15 protein-coding genes are annotated in these 19314 nt (G+C 70.2%); 8 read left to right on the forward strand and 7 right to left on the reverse strand.

The annotated features are described in order from the left end of the window. Window positions 1-448: 448 nt before the first annotated feature. Together QFZ76_RS09720 and QFZ76_RS09725 are read left to right on the forward strand one after the other, a co-directional pair. Complete coding sequence (locus QFZ76_RS09720) at window positions 449-655, forward strand: DUF5999 family protein (protein ID WP_307673347.1); 207 nt, start codon at window positions 449-451, stop codon at window positions 653-655. Window positions 656-915: 260 nt separating this feature from the next. Beyond that, window positions 916-1965, forward strand: a complete 1050-nt coding sequence (locus QFZ76_RS09725; protein WP_307673348.1) for a LacI family DNA-binding transcriptional regulator — start codon at window positions 916-918, stop codon at window positions 1963-1965. 348 nt (window positions 1966-2313) lie between these two features. Here the strand turns inward: QFZ76_RS09725 and QFZ76_RS09730 are convergent, their stop codons facing one another. The 5 genes from QFZ76_RS09730 to QFZ76_RS09750 form a co-directional block, all read right to left on the reverse strand. Continuing rightward, entirely contained in the window at window positions 2314-3375 is a 1062-nt protein-coding gene (locus QFZ76_RS09730) for an endo-1,4-beta-xylanase (protein ID WP_307673349.1), read from the reverse strand. A gap of 55 nt (window positions 3376-3430) precedes the next feature. Continuing rightward, window positions 3431-4195, reverse strand: coding sequence for a carbohydrate ABC transporter permease (locus QFZ76_RS09735; protein WP_307679971.1), 765 nt, complete (start codon window positions 4193-4195; stop codon window positions 3431-3433). Between the two features lie 104 nt (window positions 4196-4299). Next, window positions 4300-5298 carry a carbohydrate ABC transporter permease gene (locus QFZ76_RS09740; protein WP_266443396.1) on the reverse strand — a complete coding sequence of 333 codons (999 nt, stop codon included), beginning with the start codon at window positions 5296-5298 and terminating at the stop codon, window positions 4300-4302. Window positions 5299-5304: 6 nt separating this feature from the next. Continuing rightward, window positions 5305-6597: an extracellular solute-binding protein gene (locus QFZ76_RS09745; protein WP_307673350.1), complete on the reverse strand. Its 1293-nt coding sequence runs from the start codon at window positions 6595-6597 to the stop codon at window positions 5305-5307. A gap of 183 nt (window positions 6598-6780) precedes the next feature. After that, window positions 6781-8286, reverse strand: a complete 1506-nt coding sequence (locus tag QFZ76_RS09750; RefSeq protein ID WP_307673351.1) for a glycoside hydrolase family 43 protein — start codon at window positions 8284-8286, stop codon at window positions 6781-6783. A gap of 890 nt (window positions 8287-9176) precedes the next feature. Here QFZ76_RS09750 and QFZ76_RS09755 point away from each other — a divergent pair. Continuing rightward, on the forward strand, window positions 9177-11129 hold the full coding sequence (locus tag QFZ76_RS09755; protein ID WP_307673352.1) for an amino acid transporter: 1953 nt from the start codon (window positions 9177-9179) through the stop codon (window positions 11127-11129). Window positions 11130-11157: 28 nt separating this feature from the next. On the opposite strand, the gene QFZ76_RS09760 is transcribed toward QFZ76_RS09755, so the two are convergent. Beyond that, entirely contained in the window at window positions 11158-11763 is a 606-nt protein-coding gene (locus tag QFZ76_RS09760; RefSeq protein WP_307673353.1) for a DUF1707 domain-containing protein, read from the reverse strand. A gap of 102 nt (window positions 11764-11865) precedes the next feature. Here QFZ76_RS09760 and QFZ76_RS09765 point away from each other — a divergent pair, with 102 nt between their 5' ends. The 5 genes from QFZ76_RS09765 (at window position 11866) to QFZ76_RS09785 (ending at window position 16212) form a co-directional block, all read left to right on the forward strand. Beyond that, on the forward strand, window positions 11866-12261 hold the full coding sequence (locus tag QFZ76_RS09765) for a molybdopterin-binding protein (RefSeq protein ID WP_266443386.1): 396 nt from the start codon (window positions 11866-11868) through the stop codon (window positions 12259-12261). A 173-nt stretch (window positions 12262-12434) separates the two neighbouring features. Then, window positions 12435-13304 (forward strand): molybdate ABC transporter substrate-binding protein, encoded by an 870-nt coding sequence (modA, locus tag QFZ76_RS09770; RefSeq protein ID WP_307673354.1) that lies wholly within the window; start codon window positions 12435-12437, stop codon window positions 13302-13304. Continuing rightward, window positions 13301-14161: a molybdate ABC transporter permease subunit gene (gene modB, locus QFZ76_RS09775; RefSeq protein WP_307673355.1), complete on the forward strand. Its 861-nt coding sequence runs from the start codon at window positions 13301-13303 to the stop codon at window positions 14159-14161. The genes modA and modB overlap by 4 nt, the downstream gene beginning before the upstream one ends. A gap of 430 nt (window positions 14162-14591) precedes the next feature. Continuing rightward, window positions 14592-15683, forward strand: coding sequence for an ABC transporter ATP-binding protein (locus QFZ76_RS09780; RefSeq protein ID WP_307673356.1), 1092 nt, complete (start codon window positions 14592-14594; stop codon window positions 15681-15683). 109 nt (window positions 15684-15792) lie between these two features. Continuing rightward, window positions 15793-16212 (forward strand): molybdopterin-binding protein, encoded by a 420-nt coding sequence (locus tag QFZ76_RS09785; RefSeq protein ID WP_307673357.1) that lies wholly within the window; start codon window positions 15793-15795, stop codon window positions 16210-16212. A gap of 85 nt (window positions 16213-16297) precedes the next feature. On the opposite strand, the gene gcvP is transcribed toward QFZ76_RS09785, so the two are convergent. Beyond that, entirely contained in the window at window positions 16298-19183 is a 2886-nt protein-coding gene (gene gcvP / locus QFZ76_RS09790; RefSeq protein ID WP_307673358.1) for an aminomethyl-transferring glycine dehydrogenase, read from the reverse strand. Window positions 19184-19314: the final 131 nt, after the last annotated feature.

A 19314-nucleotide genomic window follows, 5' to 3' on the forward strand; every position in this document is an offset into this window, starting at 1 on the left:
GCAGCGCTCCGACAGCGCTCAGCAGCGCGATCTTCGTACCCCGTTCCCGAATTCCGGGTGGCGGGGTACGACGCTGTATTCGGCACCCTTACGCTCGTACGGAGATTCCCGCCGCCGCGCGCGGATTCCCGCCGACCGTTTCGCTCGTACGAGCACTTTATGGCTCGTACGAGCCGGACATGGCCTCCTGCCCGTCCGGACTAGCCCCATCCGACCACCGCGAACCATCCGAAGTGACAGTGCAGTTGGAATGAACCGTCCGCGCGGGTGATGCGTCATGAACCTGTGAGAAGCGGTGCTGCGAAATACCTGCGGATTGACGTCCGTGGGGCAACACTGGGTTCCGTCCGACTTATCACAACGGGGGCCGGCCATGAACGACGCTTCAAGCCGCGGGACAGACACGACATCCATCCCACCCAGCACGACAGAGCGAAAGATCCCACCCATGTGCCAGCACCAGACACCGTGTCCGACAGCCGACTCCCCCGACCGGGAATCCGCGCGCCTCGTGGCGCACCACCCGGAACAGGGATGGAGCCTGCTGTGCAACGGCGTTCTGCTCTTCGAGGACACCGGTGAGCTCCTGCCGGACGGACGGGTCATCGCCCCGCACCGCCCGCTGGCCACCGCCCAGGTGATGACCGCCGCCTGAGGCGCCACCGGGCGGCCCGCCACACCGCCCGGAGTATCTGAGGGGCCGGCTCGCAGCGCCGACTGCGCACCGGCCCCGACGCATGTCCGGGGACCGTCACTCCCTGTAGCCCCCCGTGTCGGATGCGACCCCTCGTATGTCATGCGGTCCCTCGGACCTTCCGGGCGTGGCCTCTTCCCACGACGACCCGCTTTCCGGAAGACTCCTGGAAGTTTCGAAGGTCAGAAGGTCAAAGGTCAGTCGGGTACGGAGGTGGGGAAGTGCCAGCACGCGAGGCCGACGCCGAGACGGCGCCCGAGCCCGGGGGCAAGGTCACGATCACGGAGATCGCCCGGCGGGCCGGGGTCTCGGTGCCGACCGTGTCCCGGGTCGTCAACGGCCGGTCCGACGTCTCGCCGAAGACCCGGGCCCGGGTCGAGGACCTGCTGCAACGGCACGGCTACCGCAAGCGGCCCGCGGCCCCCGGCACTCGCGCCGCCCTGCTCGACCTCGTCTTCAACGACCTCGACAGCCCCTGGGCCGTGGAGATCATCCGAGGCGTGGAGGAGGTCGCCCACGCGGCCGGCGTGGGCACGGTCGTGTCGGCGATCCACGGACGTACGGGCGACGCCCGCGAATGGATGCGGAACCTGCGGGCGCGCGCCTCCGACGGCGTCATCCTGGTCACCTCGGTGCTGGAGCCGGTGCTGCACGACGAGCTGCGCATCCTCGGTGTCCCGCTGGTGGTCGTCGACCCGGCCGGCTCCCCCGCCCTCGACGTCCCCACGGTCGGCGCCGCCAACTGGGCGGGCGGCATGGCGGCCACCGAGCACCTGCTGTCGCTGGGCCACCGCAGAATCGGCCTGATCGCGGGCCCGCCCCGACTGCTGTGCTCCCGGGCCCGCTTCGACGGCTACCGCGCGGCCCTGGAGGGCGCCGGCCTCGCGCTGGACGACTCCCTCGTCGCGCCCGGCGACTTCCACCCGGAATCCGGCTTCGCCGGCTGCAACACCCTCCTCGACCTGCCCGAACCGCCGACCGCCGTGTTCGCGGCCAGCGACCAGATGGCCCTCGGCGCGATCGAGGCACTGCGCCGGCGCGGCCTGCGTGTCCCGGAGGACATGAGCGTGGTCGGTTTCGACGACCTTCCGGAAGTCCGCTGGTCGGCCCCGCCCCTCACCACGATCCGCCAGCCCCTCGCCGAGATGGGCAAGCTGGCCGTCCGCACGGTCCTGCGCCTGGCCCGTAACGAACGGCCGGACTCCCCGCGGGTCGAACTGGGCACGGACCTGGTGGTGAGGGCGAGCACGGCACCGCCGGCCCGGGCCTAGGTCCTGTGTCGAAAGTGGCGTCGTCCGCCCGGAGGGCGGGCCGGGCGGCGTCGTGGGGGTACCTCCCGCCCGAGCCGTGCGAAGCTCGGTTCGAGGGTGGGGGAGCGTGCTCTCGGCGTGCCGGGCGGAAGCCCTCGTACTGGAGGTACTTGGGCTTTCGCCCGGTGCGGCGAGTGGGGGCACCTCCCACGCCCTTAAGGCAGTGGGGGAGCGTGCCAGGCGTCGCCCGGCAGGCGCCGCTTTCGACACAGGCCCTGGGCACGGGCGTTCCCGGGCACCCCCCTCGCGGGTGCCCGGGAACGGGGTGTCGCTCCGGCGCCCCCTCGCGGACGCCGAAGCGACGGGGGCCTACTTCAACGCCTCCCGGATCGCGAAGTAGGCGGGCTTCGGGGCCAGTTGCTCGTCCCACGGCAGCGCCGCGCCCTCGCCCTCGAAGAAGGCGGGGATCCAGGAGTACTTGTCCGTGTAGTCCCAGAGAGTGATTCCGACACACCGGCGCACCGCGAGGCAGGCCTCGGTCAGGTCCCGGTACCACTCGGCCTGCGTGGCCAGCTTCGTCTCGTCCGCGGGCAGGTACATGCGGACGTCCACCTCGGTGAGGGCGGTGTCCAGGCCGAGCCGGGAGAAGCGGCGGAGGTTGTCCTCCAGCGTGGTCGGATAGCCGTACTGGAGTGCCAGGTGGGCCTGGAGGCCGAAGCCGTGGAGCGGCACGCCCTGTGCCTTGAGCTCCTTGGCCAGCTTGTAGTAGGCGTCGCTCTTCGAGCCGATGGTCTCGACGTTGTAGTCGTTGAGGTAGAGCTTGGCCTTCGGGTCGGCCTGGTGGGCCCAGCGCAGCGCGTCGGCGATGTAGCCGGGGCCGAGCGTCTTGTAGAAGATCGTCTCGCGGTAGGTGCCGTCCTCGTTGAACGCCTCGTTGACGACGTCCCAGGCGTAGATCTTGCCCTTGTAGTGCCGCACTTCGGCCTGGATGTGCTTCTTCAGTACGGCCCTCAGCTCGGTGGCCGTCCAGTCGCGGCCGGTGAGCCAGTCGGGCAGCTGGCTGTGCCAGACCAGCGTGTGGCCGCGTACCTTCTGGTGGTTGGCCCTGGCGAGGTTCACGATCTCGTCGCCCTTGGACCAGTCGAAGACCCCCTGCTGGGGCTCGGTGGCGTACCACTTCATGCCGTTGCCCGGCGTGATCTGGTCGAACTCGCTGCCGAGGATCGCCTTGTACGGTTCGTCGACGAGCTCGGGATTGTCGGTGGCGCTCCCGTAGTACCGGCCGTGGCGCTGGGCGAGCTCGGCCAGGGTCGGAGACTTCCCTTCCGCCTGGGCGGTCGGGCCGGTGGCGATTCCCGCGCCGACCAGGACGGCGGCGAGCGCGCCGGCGAGTCTGAGCCGAGTACGGGAGCGGGTGGTCGTGGTGCGCATGGTGCGACTCCTCACGTGCGGTTGTGTGGGTGAGCCGTACGTTCGCCGGCGCGGGTCATCCCTTCGTCGCGCCGGCGGTGAGGCCGCCGACGAGCTGGCGCTCGGCGACCGAGTAGAAGGCGAGGGCGGGGACCATGGCGAGCACCAGATAGGCGAAGACCTTGGCGGTGTCCGCGGAGTACTGGCCCTGGAACTGCTGGACGCCGATCGGGATCGTCCACCAGGTGGACTCGGTGAACACCAGCAGCGGCAGGAAGAAGTTGTTCCAGCTGGTGACGACGGCGAGGACCGACACGGTGCCGAGCGCCGGTCGCGCCATGGGGAGCAGCACCCGCCAGAAGAACCCGAACGGGGTGCACCCGTCGAGCGTGGCCGCCTCCTCCAACTCCCCCGGGATCTGCCGGAAGAAGCCGCGCAGGATGATGATCGTCATCGGCAGTCCGAACGCGGCCTGCGGGAGGATCACGCCGAGCGGGTTGTCCAGCAGGCCCATGGAACGCAGCAGCAGGAACAGCGGCAGGGCCGCCACCGCGAAGGGGAACATCAGCCCCATCGTGAACAGGGTGAACAGCACTTCCCGCCCGCGGAAGGCGAACCGGGCGAAGGAGAACGCGGCGAGCGCCGAGGCCGCGACGACGATGACGGTCGTCCCCACCGCGATCAGCGTGCTGCTGCCGAGCAACTGCCAGAAGGCGCCCGAGCCGAGGATGTCGGTGTAGTTCGAGATCACCCACGAGTCGGGCAGCCCGACGGGGTTGCGGGAGAGCTCGTCGGTGGTCTTGAAGCCGGAGACCATCGCGTAGATCAGCGGCACGACCATCACCGCGCCGACGACGACGAGAACGACGTGCACCGGCAGTGACCTGCTACGGGATTTCTGAGCGGCCCTTGCTGTCTGAGCAGCCGTTGTTTTCTCCGTGATCGTCACTTCCCGCCTCCTCTCATCGTCGTGGTCGCTCCTTCGAGGTCGCGGCGGAGCACGAACCGCTGGTAGGCGAGGGCGAAGACGAGGCTGATGCCGAACATGACCACGCTGATCGCGCTGGCGTATCCGACCTGATAGCGCTTGAAGCCGTACTGGAACATGGTCACGGCCATGGTCTCGGAGTGGTGGTCGGGGCCGCCCGCGGTGGTCACCCACACCAGGTCGAAGAGCTGGATGGAGCCGATGACGGACAGGAAGACGCTGATCCGCAGCGTCGGCGCGAGCAGCGGCAGGGTGACGTTGCGGAACCGCTGCCAGGCGTTGGCGCCGTCGATGAGCGCCGCCTCGGTCAACTCACGGGGGATGGACTGGAGTCCGGCCAGGTAGAGCATCATGTGGAAGCCGAAGTACTTCCAGGTCATGACCAGGAAGAGGGTCGCCATGACGGTGGAGGGATCGGCGAACCACTCCCCGCCGAGCCCGTCCAGGCCGATCCCGCCCAGCAGCCGGTCGGCGAGTCCGTCGTCCGGCGCGAAGATCATGCTGAACAGCACACCGGTGATGGCCTCGGACAGCACGTACGGCGCGAAGAACAGCATCCGGTACACGGCCCGGCCGCGCACCTTCTGGTTGAGCAGGACGGCCATCGCGAGCGCGAACGGCAGCTGGAGGGCGAGCGACAGCAGGACCAGGACGAGGCAGCGCCACAGGTCGCCGAGGAAGACCGGGTCGTCGAAGAGCCGGGTGAAGTTGTCGACGCCGATGTAGTCGGAGGGCATGCCGAAGCCGCCCCAGCGGAAGAACGCGGCGTACAGGGCGAACAGGATCGGCAGCAGCACCAGGACGCCGAACAGCACCAGGGCCGGCAGCTGGAAGCCGACCGCGGTGAACCAGTTGAGCGTGCGCCGTCGGGCCCGCCCCCGGGCCTTGCCTGCGGCCGGGGGCGGGACGTCGGTGTCGGGGCCGGTTCGTTTGTCCGGAAGGAACGTGGAGGTCATCGCCGGCTACTGCTCTTCCTTCGCGACCTTGGTGATCGACTCGCTGACCTGCTCTGCGGACTTGGAGCCGGCGATGAGCGCCGCGACGCTGTCGTTGACCTCCTGGCCGAGAGCGGGTGCGTACGCCTGGTCGAGGTAGAGCTGGAAGCCGGTGGCCCCCTTCAGCTGCGCCTGTACGGCCTTGATGTTGGGGTCGGCTATGGCGCTCTCGGCGCTCGGGACCACCGGGAGGACGCCGGTCTTCTTGACGAGTTCCAGGTCGGTGCTCTCGGAGGCGAAGAACTTCAGGAAGTCGACGGCCGCCTGCGGCGCACCCTGGCGCAGCGCGTGTCCGCCGCCCCCGCCGAACACCTCGGTGATGGCGCCCTTGCCGCCCTCGACCGCGGGGAACGGGAAGAAGCCGAGGTCGCCCCCGAGTCCCTTCCCGGCGTCCGCCTCGACGACCGGCGCCCACTGGCCCATGAGTTCCATCGCGGCCTTGCCGTTGCCGACCGCGGCTGCCTGTCCGGTGGGAGTGGAGTAGGCGGCGCCGAGGAAGCCCTTCTGGAACGGCTGGAGGTCGACCAGGTCCTTGAGGTGCTGCCCGGCCTGGACGAACTCGGCGCTGGTGAAGTCCTTGTCGTCGTTGGCCTTCTGCAGGGCGTCGGCGCCCGCCGTGCGCATCGCGAGGTATGCCCAGTAGTACATGCCGGGCCACTTCTCCTTGCCCGCGAGGGCGAGGGGGGTGATGCCCTTGGCCTTCAGCTTGCCCACGGCGTCGAGGAAGCCGCTCCAGGTGGTGGGGGGCGTGCTGATGCCGGCCTGCTTGAACAGCGCCTTGTTGTACCAGAAGCCGATCATGCCGATGTCGAACGGGATGCCGTAGGCCTTCTCGTCGAGCAGGTACGGCTCCTTGGCGACCGACAGCAGCCCGTCGGCCCACGGCTTGGTGCGGTCCGTGAGGTCCTCGACGAGCCCCGCGTCGACCTGCTGCTTCAGGACTCCGCCGCCCCAGGTGTGGAAGATGTCCGGAAGCTTCCCGGAGGCCGTCAGCGCCGTCATCTTCGACTTGTAGGCGTCGTTCTCCAGCTGGACGATCTTCACCTTGACCTTGGGGTTCTGGGCCTCGAACTTCTTGGCCAGCGCGGCCCAGACGCTCTTCGTGGGCTCGGTGGTGGAGATGTTCCACCACTCGATCGTGGTCGTTCCGGACGAGCCTCCGTCCGAGTCGCCGCCGCAGCCGCTCAGTGCCGTCATGCTCAGCCCGGCCGCGGCGGACGCCGCCAGGAAGCCGCGTCGGGACAGTGCCGGGTCACCCATGTTGCGCTCCTTGGGTACGGGACGGCGCGTCCACGCCTGTCCGCTGGACCGAAAGTTTCGGAGTTGATCCAGAAAGGTTCGTTGTTGCCGCACCCTAGAGACAGCTCCCAAACGGTGGCAACCCCTTGTACGCGGGGAATGTTGAAGGAAGTCGCCCTCGACTTGTTCCGGAAAGCCGCTGCTTCAGGAGCCCGACGGCGTGTAGGCGAACCAGTCGAAGGACGCGCTGCCCTCGGTGACGTACATGCCGATCACTCGGCCGGTGAAGCCGCCGGCGACCTCTGTGGACAGGTAGCGGCCGTCGAGTTCGGCCAGCAGTTCACCGCCTGCGACCGAGAGGACGACCGTGTCGGGACCGCCGGCCCTGACTCCCGGGGCCTGTTCCCTGGAGCTCGTGACGGTCGGCGGCACGGGGGAGGTCGTACGCACCTCGACGACCAGTGTGACCGGCCCCGACGACACGGATCGGCGGGCGAGACACTGCCGTACCGGACCGATCCGGGCGACGACGCTCACCTCTCCCCCGGCGACCTCGACGTCGTAGTGGTGGGCCTCGTCCAGGCGAACGGACAGGCCCGCACGGGCGTTTCCGGGGTCCAGACGGGCCGTCACCCGGCACTGAGGGTGCTGCTGGCGGCGTCCGACGAAGGTGTGGCCCGGCCGGTCGAGGCTGTCCCCCGTCGCGTGCAGGGTCAGCCATCCCGGCCGCTCGCTCAGCGACCAGGTCCCCTCGGGCCTGCGGCGCGGGGAGATCCAGTACGGCGCCAGGTGTCCGGCGTCGAAGTCGTCCCGCTCCGGGGCGACTTCGAGGGGGTGCCAGGCGGCCGGCGCCGGATGGCGTTCGCGCACCGGGCCGACGCGGGGCCAGCCGTCCACCCACTCCACCGGGGTCAGGAACGTCTCCCGGCCCAGCACGTGGAAGGACGGGAAGAAGCCGCGGGGGCGTGTGGCCAGCAGCATCATCCACCAGCTGCCGTCGGGCGCTTGGACCAGGTCGGCGTGGCCGGTGGACTGGACGGGCAGGTCGGTGCCGCTGTGGGAGAGCACCGGGTTGGCCGGCGCCGGCTCGTAGGGGCCGCGCGGGTCGCGGGCACGGGCGATCGAGACACTGTGGCCGTGCGCGGTGCCGCCCTCGGCCAGCATGAGGTACCACCAGTCGCCGATCCGGTAGAGGTGCGGCGCCTCGGGATGCTGCAGTCCCGTCCCGGACCAGACCGGCACCGGCCCCTCCAGCACCTTGCCCGTCCCCGGGTCGATGCGCGCGACCCGGACACCGGAGACCGCGCACCAGCAGTTTCCGTCGTCGTCCCAGGCCAGGTCGGGGTCGATCCCCGGCAGGTCGATCCACACAGGGTCGGACCACGGCCCTTCGGGACGGTCGGCGGTGGCAAGGAAGTTGCCGTCGCCGGAGACGTTCGTCGTGATCATGTAGAAGCGGCCGTCGTGGTGGCGGAGCGTCGGGGCGTAGATCCCGCCGGAGGCCACCGTGTCGTCGGGCAGCTCCAACTGCCCGGGCCGGTCGAGGACGTTGCCGATCTGGCGCCAGTGCACGAGGTCACGGCTGTGGAAGAGCGGGACACCGGGGAAGTACTCGAAGCTCGAGCACACGAGGTAGTAGTCCTCGCCGACCCGGCACACACTGGGATCGGGATGAAAGCCACCGATCACTGGATTGTCGTACGTCCGCATGCGCGTCAGTCCCTTCGAGCGTCGCAGTGGGGGCGAAACTTTCGGATGATCTGGCGAACGTTACGGAGCTGCACTGTAAGTGGACTCCGCGAGACGGGCAAGACGGCGAGCACACCGACCGGTGCCGAACCAGCGGCGGCGAAAGCACCTCTCGCGAGTGCCCGATACGTGCGGCGGCCCCGGACGCGGGCAGCGCACAGGGCTCACACCGACGTTGTGGCGGCGTCCGCCGCGCACACCGTCCGGTGACGGATCCTGACGGAGGGTCGGCGGAAGGCGGACTGGGCACTGACGGTGCTCGCGGGGTCGCGGGGTCGCGGGGGTCGCGGCCGCTACTCTCTGCGCCCGCCAGGACCGGCCTCCTTGACGGCCGACGTCCCCCTGTTCATCGCCACGCCGACGTCCGCCTGGGCCGGCGCGGGCGCGTCGTCGATGCCGTCACCGGTCATCGCGACGAGCTTGCCGCCCGCCTGCGTACGACACCCACATGACGCCCTGGATCCGCTGAAGGAGACAGCGTCGGCGACAGGATTCGGCCGCCGTTGACGGGTCCCTTACGGCAGTCGTCACGCCCTTCACGGGTTACCGCAGCTGCCGCCGAGGCCGGAAAAACCGGCATTGCAGGCGGTAGATCACCGCGTCGGGATGATACTGAGTGTCCGCCGTTGCTGAGGGGCCATCCCCTCCCCATACGGCACTAACCGCCCCGAAACGCTTCCCCGGCCCCTCCGTGATGCGTCACTGACCTCCCCATGGCCAGTCTTAACGGAAGCTTGACGCGCTCACCCCCCGCATCCGTGGGCCCCGGCATCACTCTCCGCTTACGCTGATCGCGCCGTACGCGTGATGGCCGGATCCACACGCTGAGCCGTACCTCAGGAGCACGCCCGATGGCCACCACCGAACACCCCCCGCCCAGCCGCGTGCGCTCCTGGATGCTGGAAGGCCTGTCCGACATGGGCAAGGGCGGCGGCCCGCAAGGCCCGCACGCCACACCGGAACCCGCGCACAAGGGGCAACGCTGGTGGCGGGTGATGTGTCTGACCGGCGTCGACTACTTCTCGACCCTCGGCTACCAGCCGGGCATCGCGGCCCTCGCGGCCGGTCTGCTCTCCCCCGTGGCAACCATCGTGCTCGTGATCGTCACCCTCGCCGGCGCCCTGCCCGTGTACCGGCGCGTGGCCGAGGAGAGCCCCCGGGGCGAAGGCTCGATCGCGATGCTGGAACGGCTGCTGTCCTTCTGGAAGGGCAAACTGTTCGTCCTGACACTGCTCGGCTTCGCCGCGACCGACTTCCTGATCACCATCACCCTGTCGGCGGCGGACGCCTCGACGCACCTGATCGAGAACCCGCATCTCACCGGCGTCCTGCACGACAAGCAGCTGATCGTCACTCTGATCCTCGTGGCGCTGCTCGGCGCGGTGTTCCTCAAGGGCTTCCTGGAGGCGATCGGCATCGCGGTCCTCCTGGTCGGCGTCTACCTCACCCTGAACCTCGTCGTCGTGGTCGTCGGCCTGTGGCACGTCATCACGGCCGGCCACGTGATCACCGACTGGTCCAGCGCCCTCACCGCCGAGCACGGCAACCTCTTCGCCATGGTCGGCGTGGCCCTGCTGGTCTTCCCCAAGCTGGCCCTCGGCCTCTCCGGCTTCGAGACCGGCGTCGCGGTCATGCCGCACGTCCAGGGCGACCCGGGCGACACGGACGAGCAGCCGACCGGCCGGATCCGCGACACGAAGAAGCTGCTCACCACTGCCGCCCTGATCATGAGTGTCTTCCTGATCGCCACGAGCTTCATCACCACGCTGCTGATCCCGGAGAAGGAGTTCGAGTCGGGCGGCCAGGCCAACGGACGCGCACTGGCGTACCTGGCACACGACTATCTGGGCAGCACCTTCGGCACGGTCTACGACGTCTCGACCATCGCCATCCTCTGGTTCGCCGGAGCCTCCGCCATGGCCGGCCTGCTGAACCTGATGCCCCGCTACCTGCCCCGCTACGGCATGGCCCCGCACTGGGCCCGCGCGGTGCGCCCGATGGTCATCGTGTTCACCCTGATCGGCTTCCTGGTCACCTGGATCTTCGACGCCGACGTCGACGCGCAGGGCGGCGCCTACGCCACCGGCGTCCTGGTCCTCATCTCCTCGGCGGCCATCGCGGTGACGATCGCCGCCCGCAAGGCCGGGCAGCGGAACTGGACCATCGCCTTCGCGGTCATCTCGGCCGTCTTCCTCTACACGACCGTCCTGAACGTCATCGAGCGCCCCGACGGTGTGAAGATCGGCGCCTGCTTCATCGCCGGCATCATCCTGGTCTCCCTGCTGTCCCGACTGGCCCGCGCCTTCGAGCTGCGTGTGACCAGCGTGACGCTCGACGACATGGCGGAACGTTTCATCCGGGACATGGCCAGCCGCAAGATCCGGTTCATCGCCAACGAGCCCGACCAGCGGGACAAGGCCGAGTACCGGGACAAGATCGAGCAGATCCGGGAGGACAACGACATCCCCGGGGAGGACTTCGTCTTCGTCGAGGTCACGGTCCTGGACCCCTCCGAGTTCGAGGCGAGTCTGACCGTGCGCGGCGAAGTCCTGCACAACCGCTACCGCGTCCTGACCCTGGAGTCCTCCTCCATCCCGAACGCCCTGGCCGCCCTGCTCCTCCACGTCCGCGACTCGACCGGCTGCACCCCGCACATCTACTTCGAGTGGACCGAGGGCAGCCCCTTCGCCAACTTCCTGCGCTTCTTCCTCTTCGGCCAGGGCGAGGTCGCCCCGGTCACCCGGGAGGTCCTGCGCGAGGCGGAACCGGACCGGCCGCGCCGGCCGCGCGTCCACACCGGCTGAGCTCCGAGGCGACCGCTTCCGGCCGCGGCTACCCGCCGAACAGGCGCCGCGGCGGACGCACCACGACCTGCCCGAAGCTCAGCTCGCCGGCCACTTCCACGCGCAGGACCACCGGAGCGTCCGACGCGGCCACCCGCCGTGCCTTGACCTGGGCGTAGTGCGTCACCAGGGAGTCGGTGTCCACCACGGCGCCCGGCCCGGTCACGATCCGCAGGGCGCCGCCCCGCATGTCGAGGTCGATGCGCAGGGTGTCGTACGTGATCAGGGCCTCGGTGAAGTCGAGTGTCACCTCGCCCCACTCGGAGTGGACCTCCATCCGCCGCGGCACCACCCAGGCCCCGTCACGCCGCGCGGAGGCGCCCTTCTGCTCGATCCGGACGACTTCCTTGGCCTCGACCGCCGACCCGCCCACAGCGCCCCCGTCGAGGGTTGTCGGCAGGTCCGTCGTCAGAACGGCCAGCTCGCCCATCGTGCGCGCCGTCAGGGCGGCCTCCAGGCGCCCGTCGAGCTCCTCGGCGGTCAGCCTGCCGTCCCCCGCGGCGATGCGCAGGACGTCCACCACCCGGTCCCGGTCCGCGTGCGAGGCCCTCAGCTCGGGCGACGACGCACCGGCACGCGTGAGCTCGTTCGACATACCCTCACTCCGATCCACGGCGACAACTAACGCTATATCGCGTTACACCTCCGGGCCAACCCCGCATCTGCGGCTGCGTGTTCGCGGCCTATCGTGACCCGCATGCAGTCCTACACGATCGGCCAGGCAGCAAGACTGCTCGGCGTGAGCCCCGACACCGCACGCCGCTGGGCGGACGCGGGCCGAGTGGCGACCCACCGCGACGACAGCGGGCGGCGACTCGTCGACGGCCGGGACCTGGCCGCGTTCTCGGTGGAGCTGGCCAAAGCCGGCAGCACCGACGAGGACACGCCGTACACCTCGGCCCGCAACGCCTTCCCCGGCATCGTCACCGCGATCAAGCTCGGCGATGTCGCCGCCCAGGTCGAGATCCAGGCCGGCCCGCACCGGCTCGTCTCCCTGCTGACCCGCGAAGCCGTCGAAGAACTCGGCCTGGAGGTCGGCATGGAGGCGACGGCCCGCGTGAAGTCGACGAACGTACATATCGACCGCGTCTGACGCACTCGGCGTCACGACTTCCACAGAAACGCACATGCGCACCCTGTACGCGATCCACTCCCGCTCATGCAATGTGCCAGCTGCCTTATGCCTCGCACATGCGGAAGTATGATCGGCGCACCGGAAGGGTCCGTCGGGCTCTTCGCCAGGCAGACCGAGGGAGTGGACGCGAGATGACCCGTTCCGTGCGCCGGATCCGACGGACCGGCTGGACCGGCCGGAGCCTCCGGACCCGACGGAGCCTCCTGTCCCTGCGGGCTCCCCTGCGGGCGCTCGGCGCGGGAGCCGCCGCGCTGCTGGTGCTGAGCGGGTGCTCGTCCTCCGACACGGGTTCCGACGCCGCCAAGTCCGGCTCCTCGGCGAACCCCTCCGGCACCGTGACCGTCTTCGCCGCGGCCTCCCTCCAGGAGAGCTTCACGACCCTGGGCAAGGAGTTCGAGAAGCAGCACCCGGGCACAAAGGTCACCTTCAGCTTCGCCGGCAGCGACAGCCTCGCCGCGAGCATCACGGGCGGCGCCCCGGCCGACGTCTTCGCCGCCGCGAGCCCCACGACCATGGCGCTCGTGACGGATGAGAAGGACGCGGTCGGCACCCCCGCCACCTTCGTCCGCAACCAGCTGGAGATCGCCACGCTGCCGGGCAACCCCGACAAGGTCTCTTCCCTCAAGGACCTCACCAGGTCCGGCCTGAAGGTGGTCCTGTGCGACAAGACGGTGCCGTGCGGCTCGGCCGCCGAGAAGGCCCTCCAGGCCAGCAATCTCCGGCTCACCCCCGTCTCGTACGAGCAGGACGTCAAGAGCGCCCTGACGAAGGTCGAGCTGAAGGAGGCAGACGCCGCCGTCGTCTACAAGACCGATGTGCAGGCGGCGGGTGACAAGGTGGAGGGCGTGGCCTTCCCCGAGTCGGCAAAGGCCATCAACGACTACCCGATCGCCCTCCTCAAGAACGCCCCCAATCCCGGCGCGGCCAAGGCCTTCATCGAGCTGGTGCGGTCCGCGCAGGGCCAGAAGGTCCTGACCGGGGCCGGATTCCTCACGCCATGACCGGCCCCGACAAGGCCGCGGCCGTCACCCTGGACAGCGGACGGCGGCGTCGTCGGCGGCGTCCTCGGACAGGATCCGCCCGAGGCGTGCCCCTGCCCCTCCTCCTCCCCGCCCTGGCAGGCCTGGCCTTCCTGCTCCTGCCCCTGCTCGCCCTGCTCGTACGAGCTCCATGGCGCAGCCTCCCCGAGCAGCTGACCAGCGCCCAGGTCTGGGAGGCCCTCCGCCTGTCCCTGGTGTGCGCCACCGCGGCGACCGCGCTGAGCCTGGTCATCGGCGTCCCGCTGGCCTGGCTGCTGGCCCGCGCCGACTTCCCCGGCCGCGGCCTGGTCCGCGCCCTGGTGACCCTGCCCCTCGTCCTGCCCCCGGTGGTCGGCGGCGTGGCACTGCTGCTCGCCCTCGGCCGCAACGGAGTGGTCGGGCAGTGGCTGGACACCTGGTTCGGAATCACCCTCCCCTTCACCACGGCCGGCGTGATCCTGGCGGAGACCTTCGTGGCTATGCCGTTCCTCGTCATCAGCGTCGAGGGCACCCTGCGCGCCGCCGACCCGCGCTACGAGGAGGCGGCCACCACCCTCGGCGCCTCCCGCTTCACCGCGTTCCGCCGAGTCACGCTGCCACTGATCATGCCCGGCATCGCCGCGGGCTCCGTCCTGGCCTGGGCCCGAGCCCTGGGCGAGTTCGGAGCGACGATCACCTTCGCGGGCAACTTCCCCGGCCGAACCCAGACGATGCCGCTCGCGGTGTACCTGGCCCTCCAGAACGACCCGGCAGCCGCGATCGCCCTCAGCCTGGTCCTCCTGGCAGTGTCGATCGCGGTCCTGGCGGGCCTCCGGGACCGCTGGATGACAACATCATGACCCCCGTCCCCACGCCCCCACCCACCCCGCGTCAAGCCGCGAGCACTCGTCCCACACCCACCCCACCCACCCGGCCAAGCCGCGCACAGCCGACCGCTCCCCACCGAGCCCCGCCAGACTGCGGACAGCCATCCCACCCCCACCCACCCCGCCAACCTGCGCACAGCCGCACCACCCCACCCCGTCAAGCTGCGGGCAGTCGAGCCGCTGGGGCGGCACGGGCGGGCGCAGGCAGCACCCCGTCAGCGCCGGGCTGCGCGACCCACCCCCGCCCAACACCAACGCCGTTCACGCAACGAACCTACGAGACCCTTCCCTCACCTCAACCCCCAGCCCCCACTGCCCCGCGCTCCACCCCCGCAGCCCTCACTGCCCCGCACTACAACACCCCCCGGCCGCCACAGCCAACCCCCTACAGGACACACACCCCATGACCGACCTCGACGACACCCCACCCGACGCCACCGCCGAAAACACCCGCGGTGAAGGCCTCGACGCCCACCTCGTCGTCGACCACGACACCTTCCGCCTCGACATCACCCTCACCGCCGCCCCCGGCGACGTCCTCGCCCTCCTCGGCCCGAACGGCGCCGGCAAGACCACCGCCCTGCGCGCACTCGCCGGCCTCACCCCGCTCACCGACGGCCACCTGCGCCTGGACGGCACCGAGTTGGACCGGACGCCCCCCGAATCCCGCCCCGTAGGCGTCGTCTTCCAGGACTACCTGCTCTTCCCCCACCTGTCCGCCCTCGACAACGTGGCCTTCGGCCCGCGCTGCCAGGGCGCGACCAAGACCGAGGCCCGCGCGCAGGCCGCCGATTGGCTGGACCGCATGGGCCTCGCCGACCACGCCGGCGCCAAGCCCCGCCGTCTCTCCGGCGGCCAGGCCCAGCGCGTCGCCCTGGCCCGCGCACTGGCCACCCGCCCCCGCCTGCTCCTCCTGGACGAACCCCTGGCAGCCCTGGACGCCCGCACCCGCCTGGAGGTACGCGCCCAACTCCGCCGCCACCTGGCCGAGTTCGAGGCCGTCGCCGTCCTGGTCACGCACGACCCGCTGGACGCCATGGTGCTGGCCGACCGGCTGGTGGTCGTCGAGCACGGCCAGGTGGTCCAGGAGGGCACACCGGCCGACATCGCCCGCCACCCCCGTACGGACTACATCGCACAACTGGTCGGCCTGAACCTCTACAAGGGCCAAGCCGAGGGCCACACGGTCCGTCTCGACGCCGGCCCCGCCATCACCACCACGGAGGACCTCGCGGGACCGGTCTTCGTCGCGTTCCCCCCGGGCGCCGTGACCCTCTACCGCGACCGCCCCACCGGCTCCAGCGCCCGCAACCTCTGGCGCTGCGAAGTGGCCGGCCTGGAGACCCACGGCGACCAGATCCGCGCCGACCTCGCCGGCGAACTCCCCCTGGCCGCCGACCTCACGACGGTCGCCGCGGCCGAACTCGACCTTCATCCCGGCGCACCGGTCTGGGCAACGGTCAAGGCGACCCAGACACACGCATACCCGGCATAAGACCCGCGGCCGACTACGGTGGGGACCCCCGACTTCCCCAGCCCCACACTCCCCATCCACAGACACTCCCCACCCACAGACAGTTCCCACCCCCAGCGAGGCCTTCTCCATGAGCCTGAGCATCCGCAACCAGCTCCCCGGCACCGTCACCTCCGTCTCCCCCGGCGAAGTCATGGCCACGGTCAGGATCCGCCTCACCGGCGGCAGCGACCTCACCGCGGCCATCACCCGGGAAGCCACCGAGGAACTCGGCCTCGCCACGGGTTCCGCCGTACGCGCCCTGGTGAAGTCGACGGAGGTGTCCCTCGCCACCGCCCGGGTCGACGGCGTGTCCATCCGCAACCAGCTCCCCGGTACCGTCCGGGACATCGCGACCGGCGGCGCCATGGCCTCCGTCAAGGTCGCCGTCGAGGGCGGCGACCTGACCGCCGTGATCACCAGGGACGCCGTCACGGACCTCGCCCTGGCCCCCGGCGCTTCGGTCGTCGCCCTGATCAAGTCGACCGAGGTCTCCCTCGCGACGCCATGACGCCATGACATACAAGGGCTCCGTCCGACGAACAGCCGGACGGAGCCCTCATCACGTACTACGAGCCAATGCGTACTGCCGCCCGTCAGTCCTCGTACGCGTCCAGCGGCGGGCAGGAGCACACGAGGTTCCGGTCACCGAAGGCCTGGTCGATACGGCGCACCGGCGGCCAGTACTTGTCCGCGACCGACACCCCGGCCGGGAAGACGGCTTCCTCGCGCGTGTAGGCGTGCTCCCACTCCCCGCCCAGCGCGCCGGCGGTGTGCGGCGCGTTCCGCAGCGGGTTGTCGTCCGCGGGCCACTCGCCCGACCCGACCTGCTCGATCTCCGCGCGAATGGCGATCATCGTCTCGCAGAACCGGTCGAGCTCGGTCAGGTCCTCGGACTCGGTCGGCTCGATCATCAGCGTGCCGGCCACCGGGAAGGACATCGTCGGCGCGTGGAACCCGTAGTCGATGAGCCGCTTCGCGACGTCGTCGACACTCACGCCGGTCGCCTTGGTCAGCGGCCGCAGGTCGATGATGCACTCGTGCGCGACCAGCCCGCCGGGACCGGTGTAGAGCACCGGGTAGTGCGGCTCCAGCCGCTTGGCGATGTAGTTCGCGGAGAGCACCGCCACCTGCGTGGCCCGCTTGAGGCCCTCACCGCCCATGAGCCGGACGTACGCCCACGAGATCGGCAGGATCCCCGCGGAGCCCCAGGGTGCGGCCGAGATCGGCCCGACACCTGTTTCCGGACCGGCCGCGGGCTGCAGCGGGTGGTTCGGCAGATACGGCGCCAGGTGCGCACCTACACCCACCGGGCCGACACCCGGACCGCCGCCGCCGTGCGGGATGCAGAAGGTCTTGTGCAGGTTGAGGTGCGAGACGTCCCCGCCGAAGTGCCCCGGCTTGGCCAGCCCCACCAGCGCGTTGAGGTTGGCGCCGTCGACGTACACCTGCCCGCCCGCCTCGTGCACCTGCGCGCAGATGTCGGCGACGTGCTCCTCGAACACCCCGTGCGTCGACGGGTACGTGATCATCAGCACCGACAGCTCGTCCCGGTGCTGCTCGATCTTGGCCCGCAGGTCCTCGACGTCGATCTCGCCGTCCTCGGCGGTCTTCACGACGACGACCTTCATCCCGGCCATGACGGCGCTGGCGGCGTTGGTGCCGTGCGCCGACGACGGAATCAGGCACACGGTCCGCTGCTCGTCACCGTTGGCCCGGTGATACCCGCGTACGGCGAGGAGTCCGGCCAGCTCGCCCTGCGACCCGGCGTTGGGCTGCAGCGACACGTTGTCGTAGCCGGTGACCTCGGCGAGTCGATCCTCCAGCTCACGGATGAGCGTGAGATAGCCCTGCGCCTGCTCGGCGGGCGCGAAGGGGTGCAGCTGCCCGAACTCGGGCCAGGTGACCGGCTCCATCTCGACGGTCGCGTTGAGCTTCATGGTGCAGGAGCCCAGCGGGATCATCCCGCGGTCGAGCGCGTAGTCACGGTCGGCGAGCCGACGCAGGTAGCGCAGCATCGCGGTCTCGGAGCGGTGCTGGTGGAACACGGGGTGCGTCAGGTAGTCGTCGGACCGCAGCAGCGCACCCGGAAGCGTCTCCTCGGCCACGGCGTCGAGCGCCTCGATGTCACCCTCGACCCCGAACGCGTTCCATACGGCGCCCAGTTGGGCCCGCAGCGTGGTCTCGTCGCACGCGAGGGACACGTGGTCGCCGTCCACGAGCCGCAGGTTGACGCCGTTGGCCCGCGCGGCCGCGACGATCTCGGCGGCCCTCCCCGGCACCCGGACGGTCAGCGTGTCGAAGTAGGAACCGTGCACGACCTCGACCCCGCCGGCCGTCAGCCCGGCGGCGAGGACCGTGGCGTACCGGTGGGTGCGCCGCGCGATGGTCTTCAGGCCCTCGGGCCCGTGGTAGACGGCGTACATGCCGGCCATCACGGCGAGCAGCACCTGCGCGGTGCAGATGTTGCTGGTCGCCTTCTCCCGGCGAATGTGCTGCTCACGCGTCTGCAGGGCGAGCCGGTAAGCCTTGTTCCCGTCGGCGTCCACGGACACCCCCACCAGCCGCCCGGGCAGACTGCGCGCGAACTTCTCGCGCACCGCCATGTATCCGGCGTGCGGCCCGCCGAAGCCCATCGGCACACCGAAGCGCTGCGTCGTACCGACCGCGATGTCCGCACCGAGTTCACCCGGGGACTTCAGCAGCGTGAGCGCGAGCAGATCGGCGGCGACGGTCACGAGCGCACCGAGCTCGTGCGCCTGCTCGATCACCGGCTTGATGTCGCGTACGGCACCGGAGGCGCCCGGGTACTGGAGCAGCACGCCGTTGATCTCACGCCCGGCGATCTCGACCGGGATGCCGTCACTGAGGTCGGCGACGACGACCTCCACGCCGGTCGGCTCGGCGCGGGTCTGGATCACGGCGATGGTCTGCGGCAGTGTGTCCGCGTCGACCAGGAAAAGGCCCTTCTTGTTCTTGCCCATGCGCCGCGACAGCGCCAGGGCCTCGGCAGCCGCGGTGCCCTCGTCGAGCAGCGAGGCACCCGAGGTCGGCAGCCCGGTGAGGTCGGCGACCATCGTCTGGAAGTTCAGCAGGGCCTCGAGCCGCCCCTGGGAGATCTCGGGCTGGTACGGCGTGTAGGCCGTGTACCAGGCCGGATTCTCCATCACATTGCGCAGGATGACGGGCGGCGTGAACGTCCCGTAGTACCCGAGCCCGATCATGGAATCGAGAACCTGGTTCCGGTCGGCCAGCGACCGCAGCTCGGCCAGCACCTCGGCCTCGGTGCGCGCGCCCGGCAGCTCCAGCGCGTCGGCGTTCTTGATCACATCCGGGACCGCGGCGGCGGTGAGCTCGTCGAGCGAGCCGTATCCGACCTGCGCGAGCATCTTGGCCCGCGCTTCCTGGTCGGGCCCGATGTGGCGCTGCTCGAAGGGGATTCCCTGCTCGAGCTCGGAGAGCGGAATGCGATGGGCGGTCATTACGGAGGCCTCCTGGTCTGACACGACCTTCGAGGGTCACCACGGCGCGGGTACCCGGACGGCCTCCCCCTCTGTCATCTCAACCTGAGAGCTTCACCGGCCGCCCGCGGGGCAGCCGGCTTTCACCGTCG

The organism is Streptomyces sp. V4I2, from assembly GCF_030817655.1.
In the GTDB taxonomy this organism is placed as follows: domain Bacteria; phylum Actinomycetota; class Actinomycetes; order Streptomycetales; family Streptomycetaceae; genus Streptomyces; species Streptomyces plumbiresistens.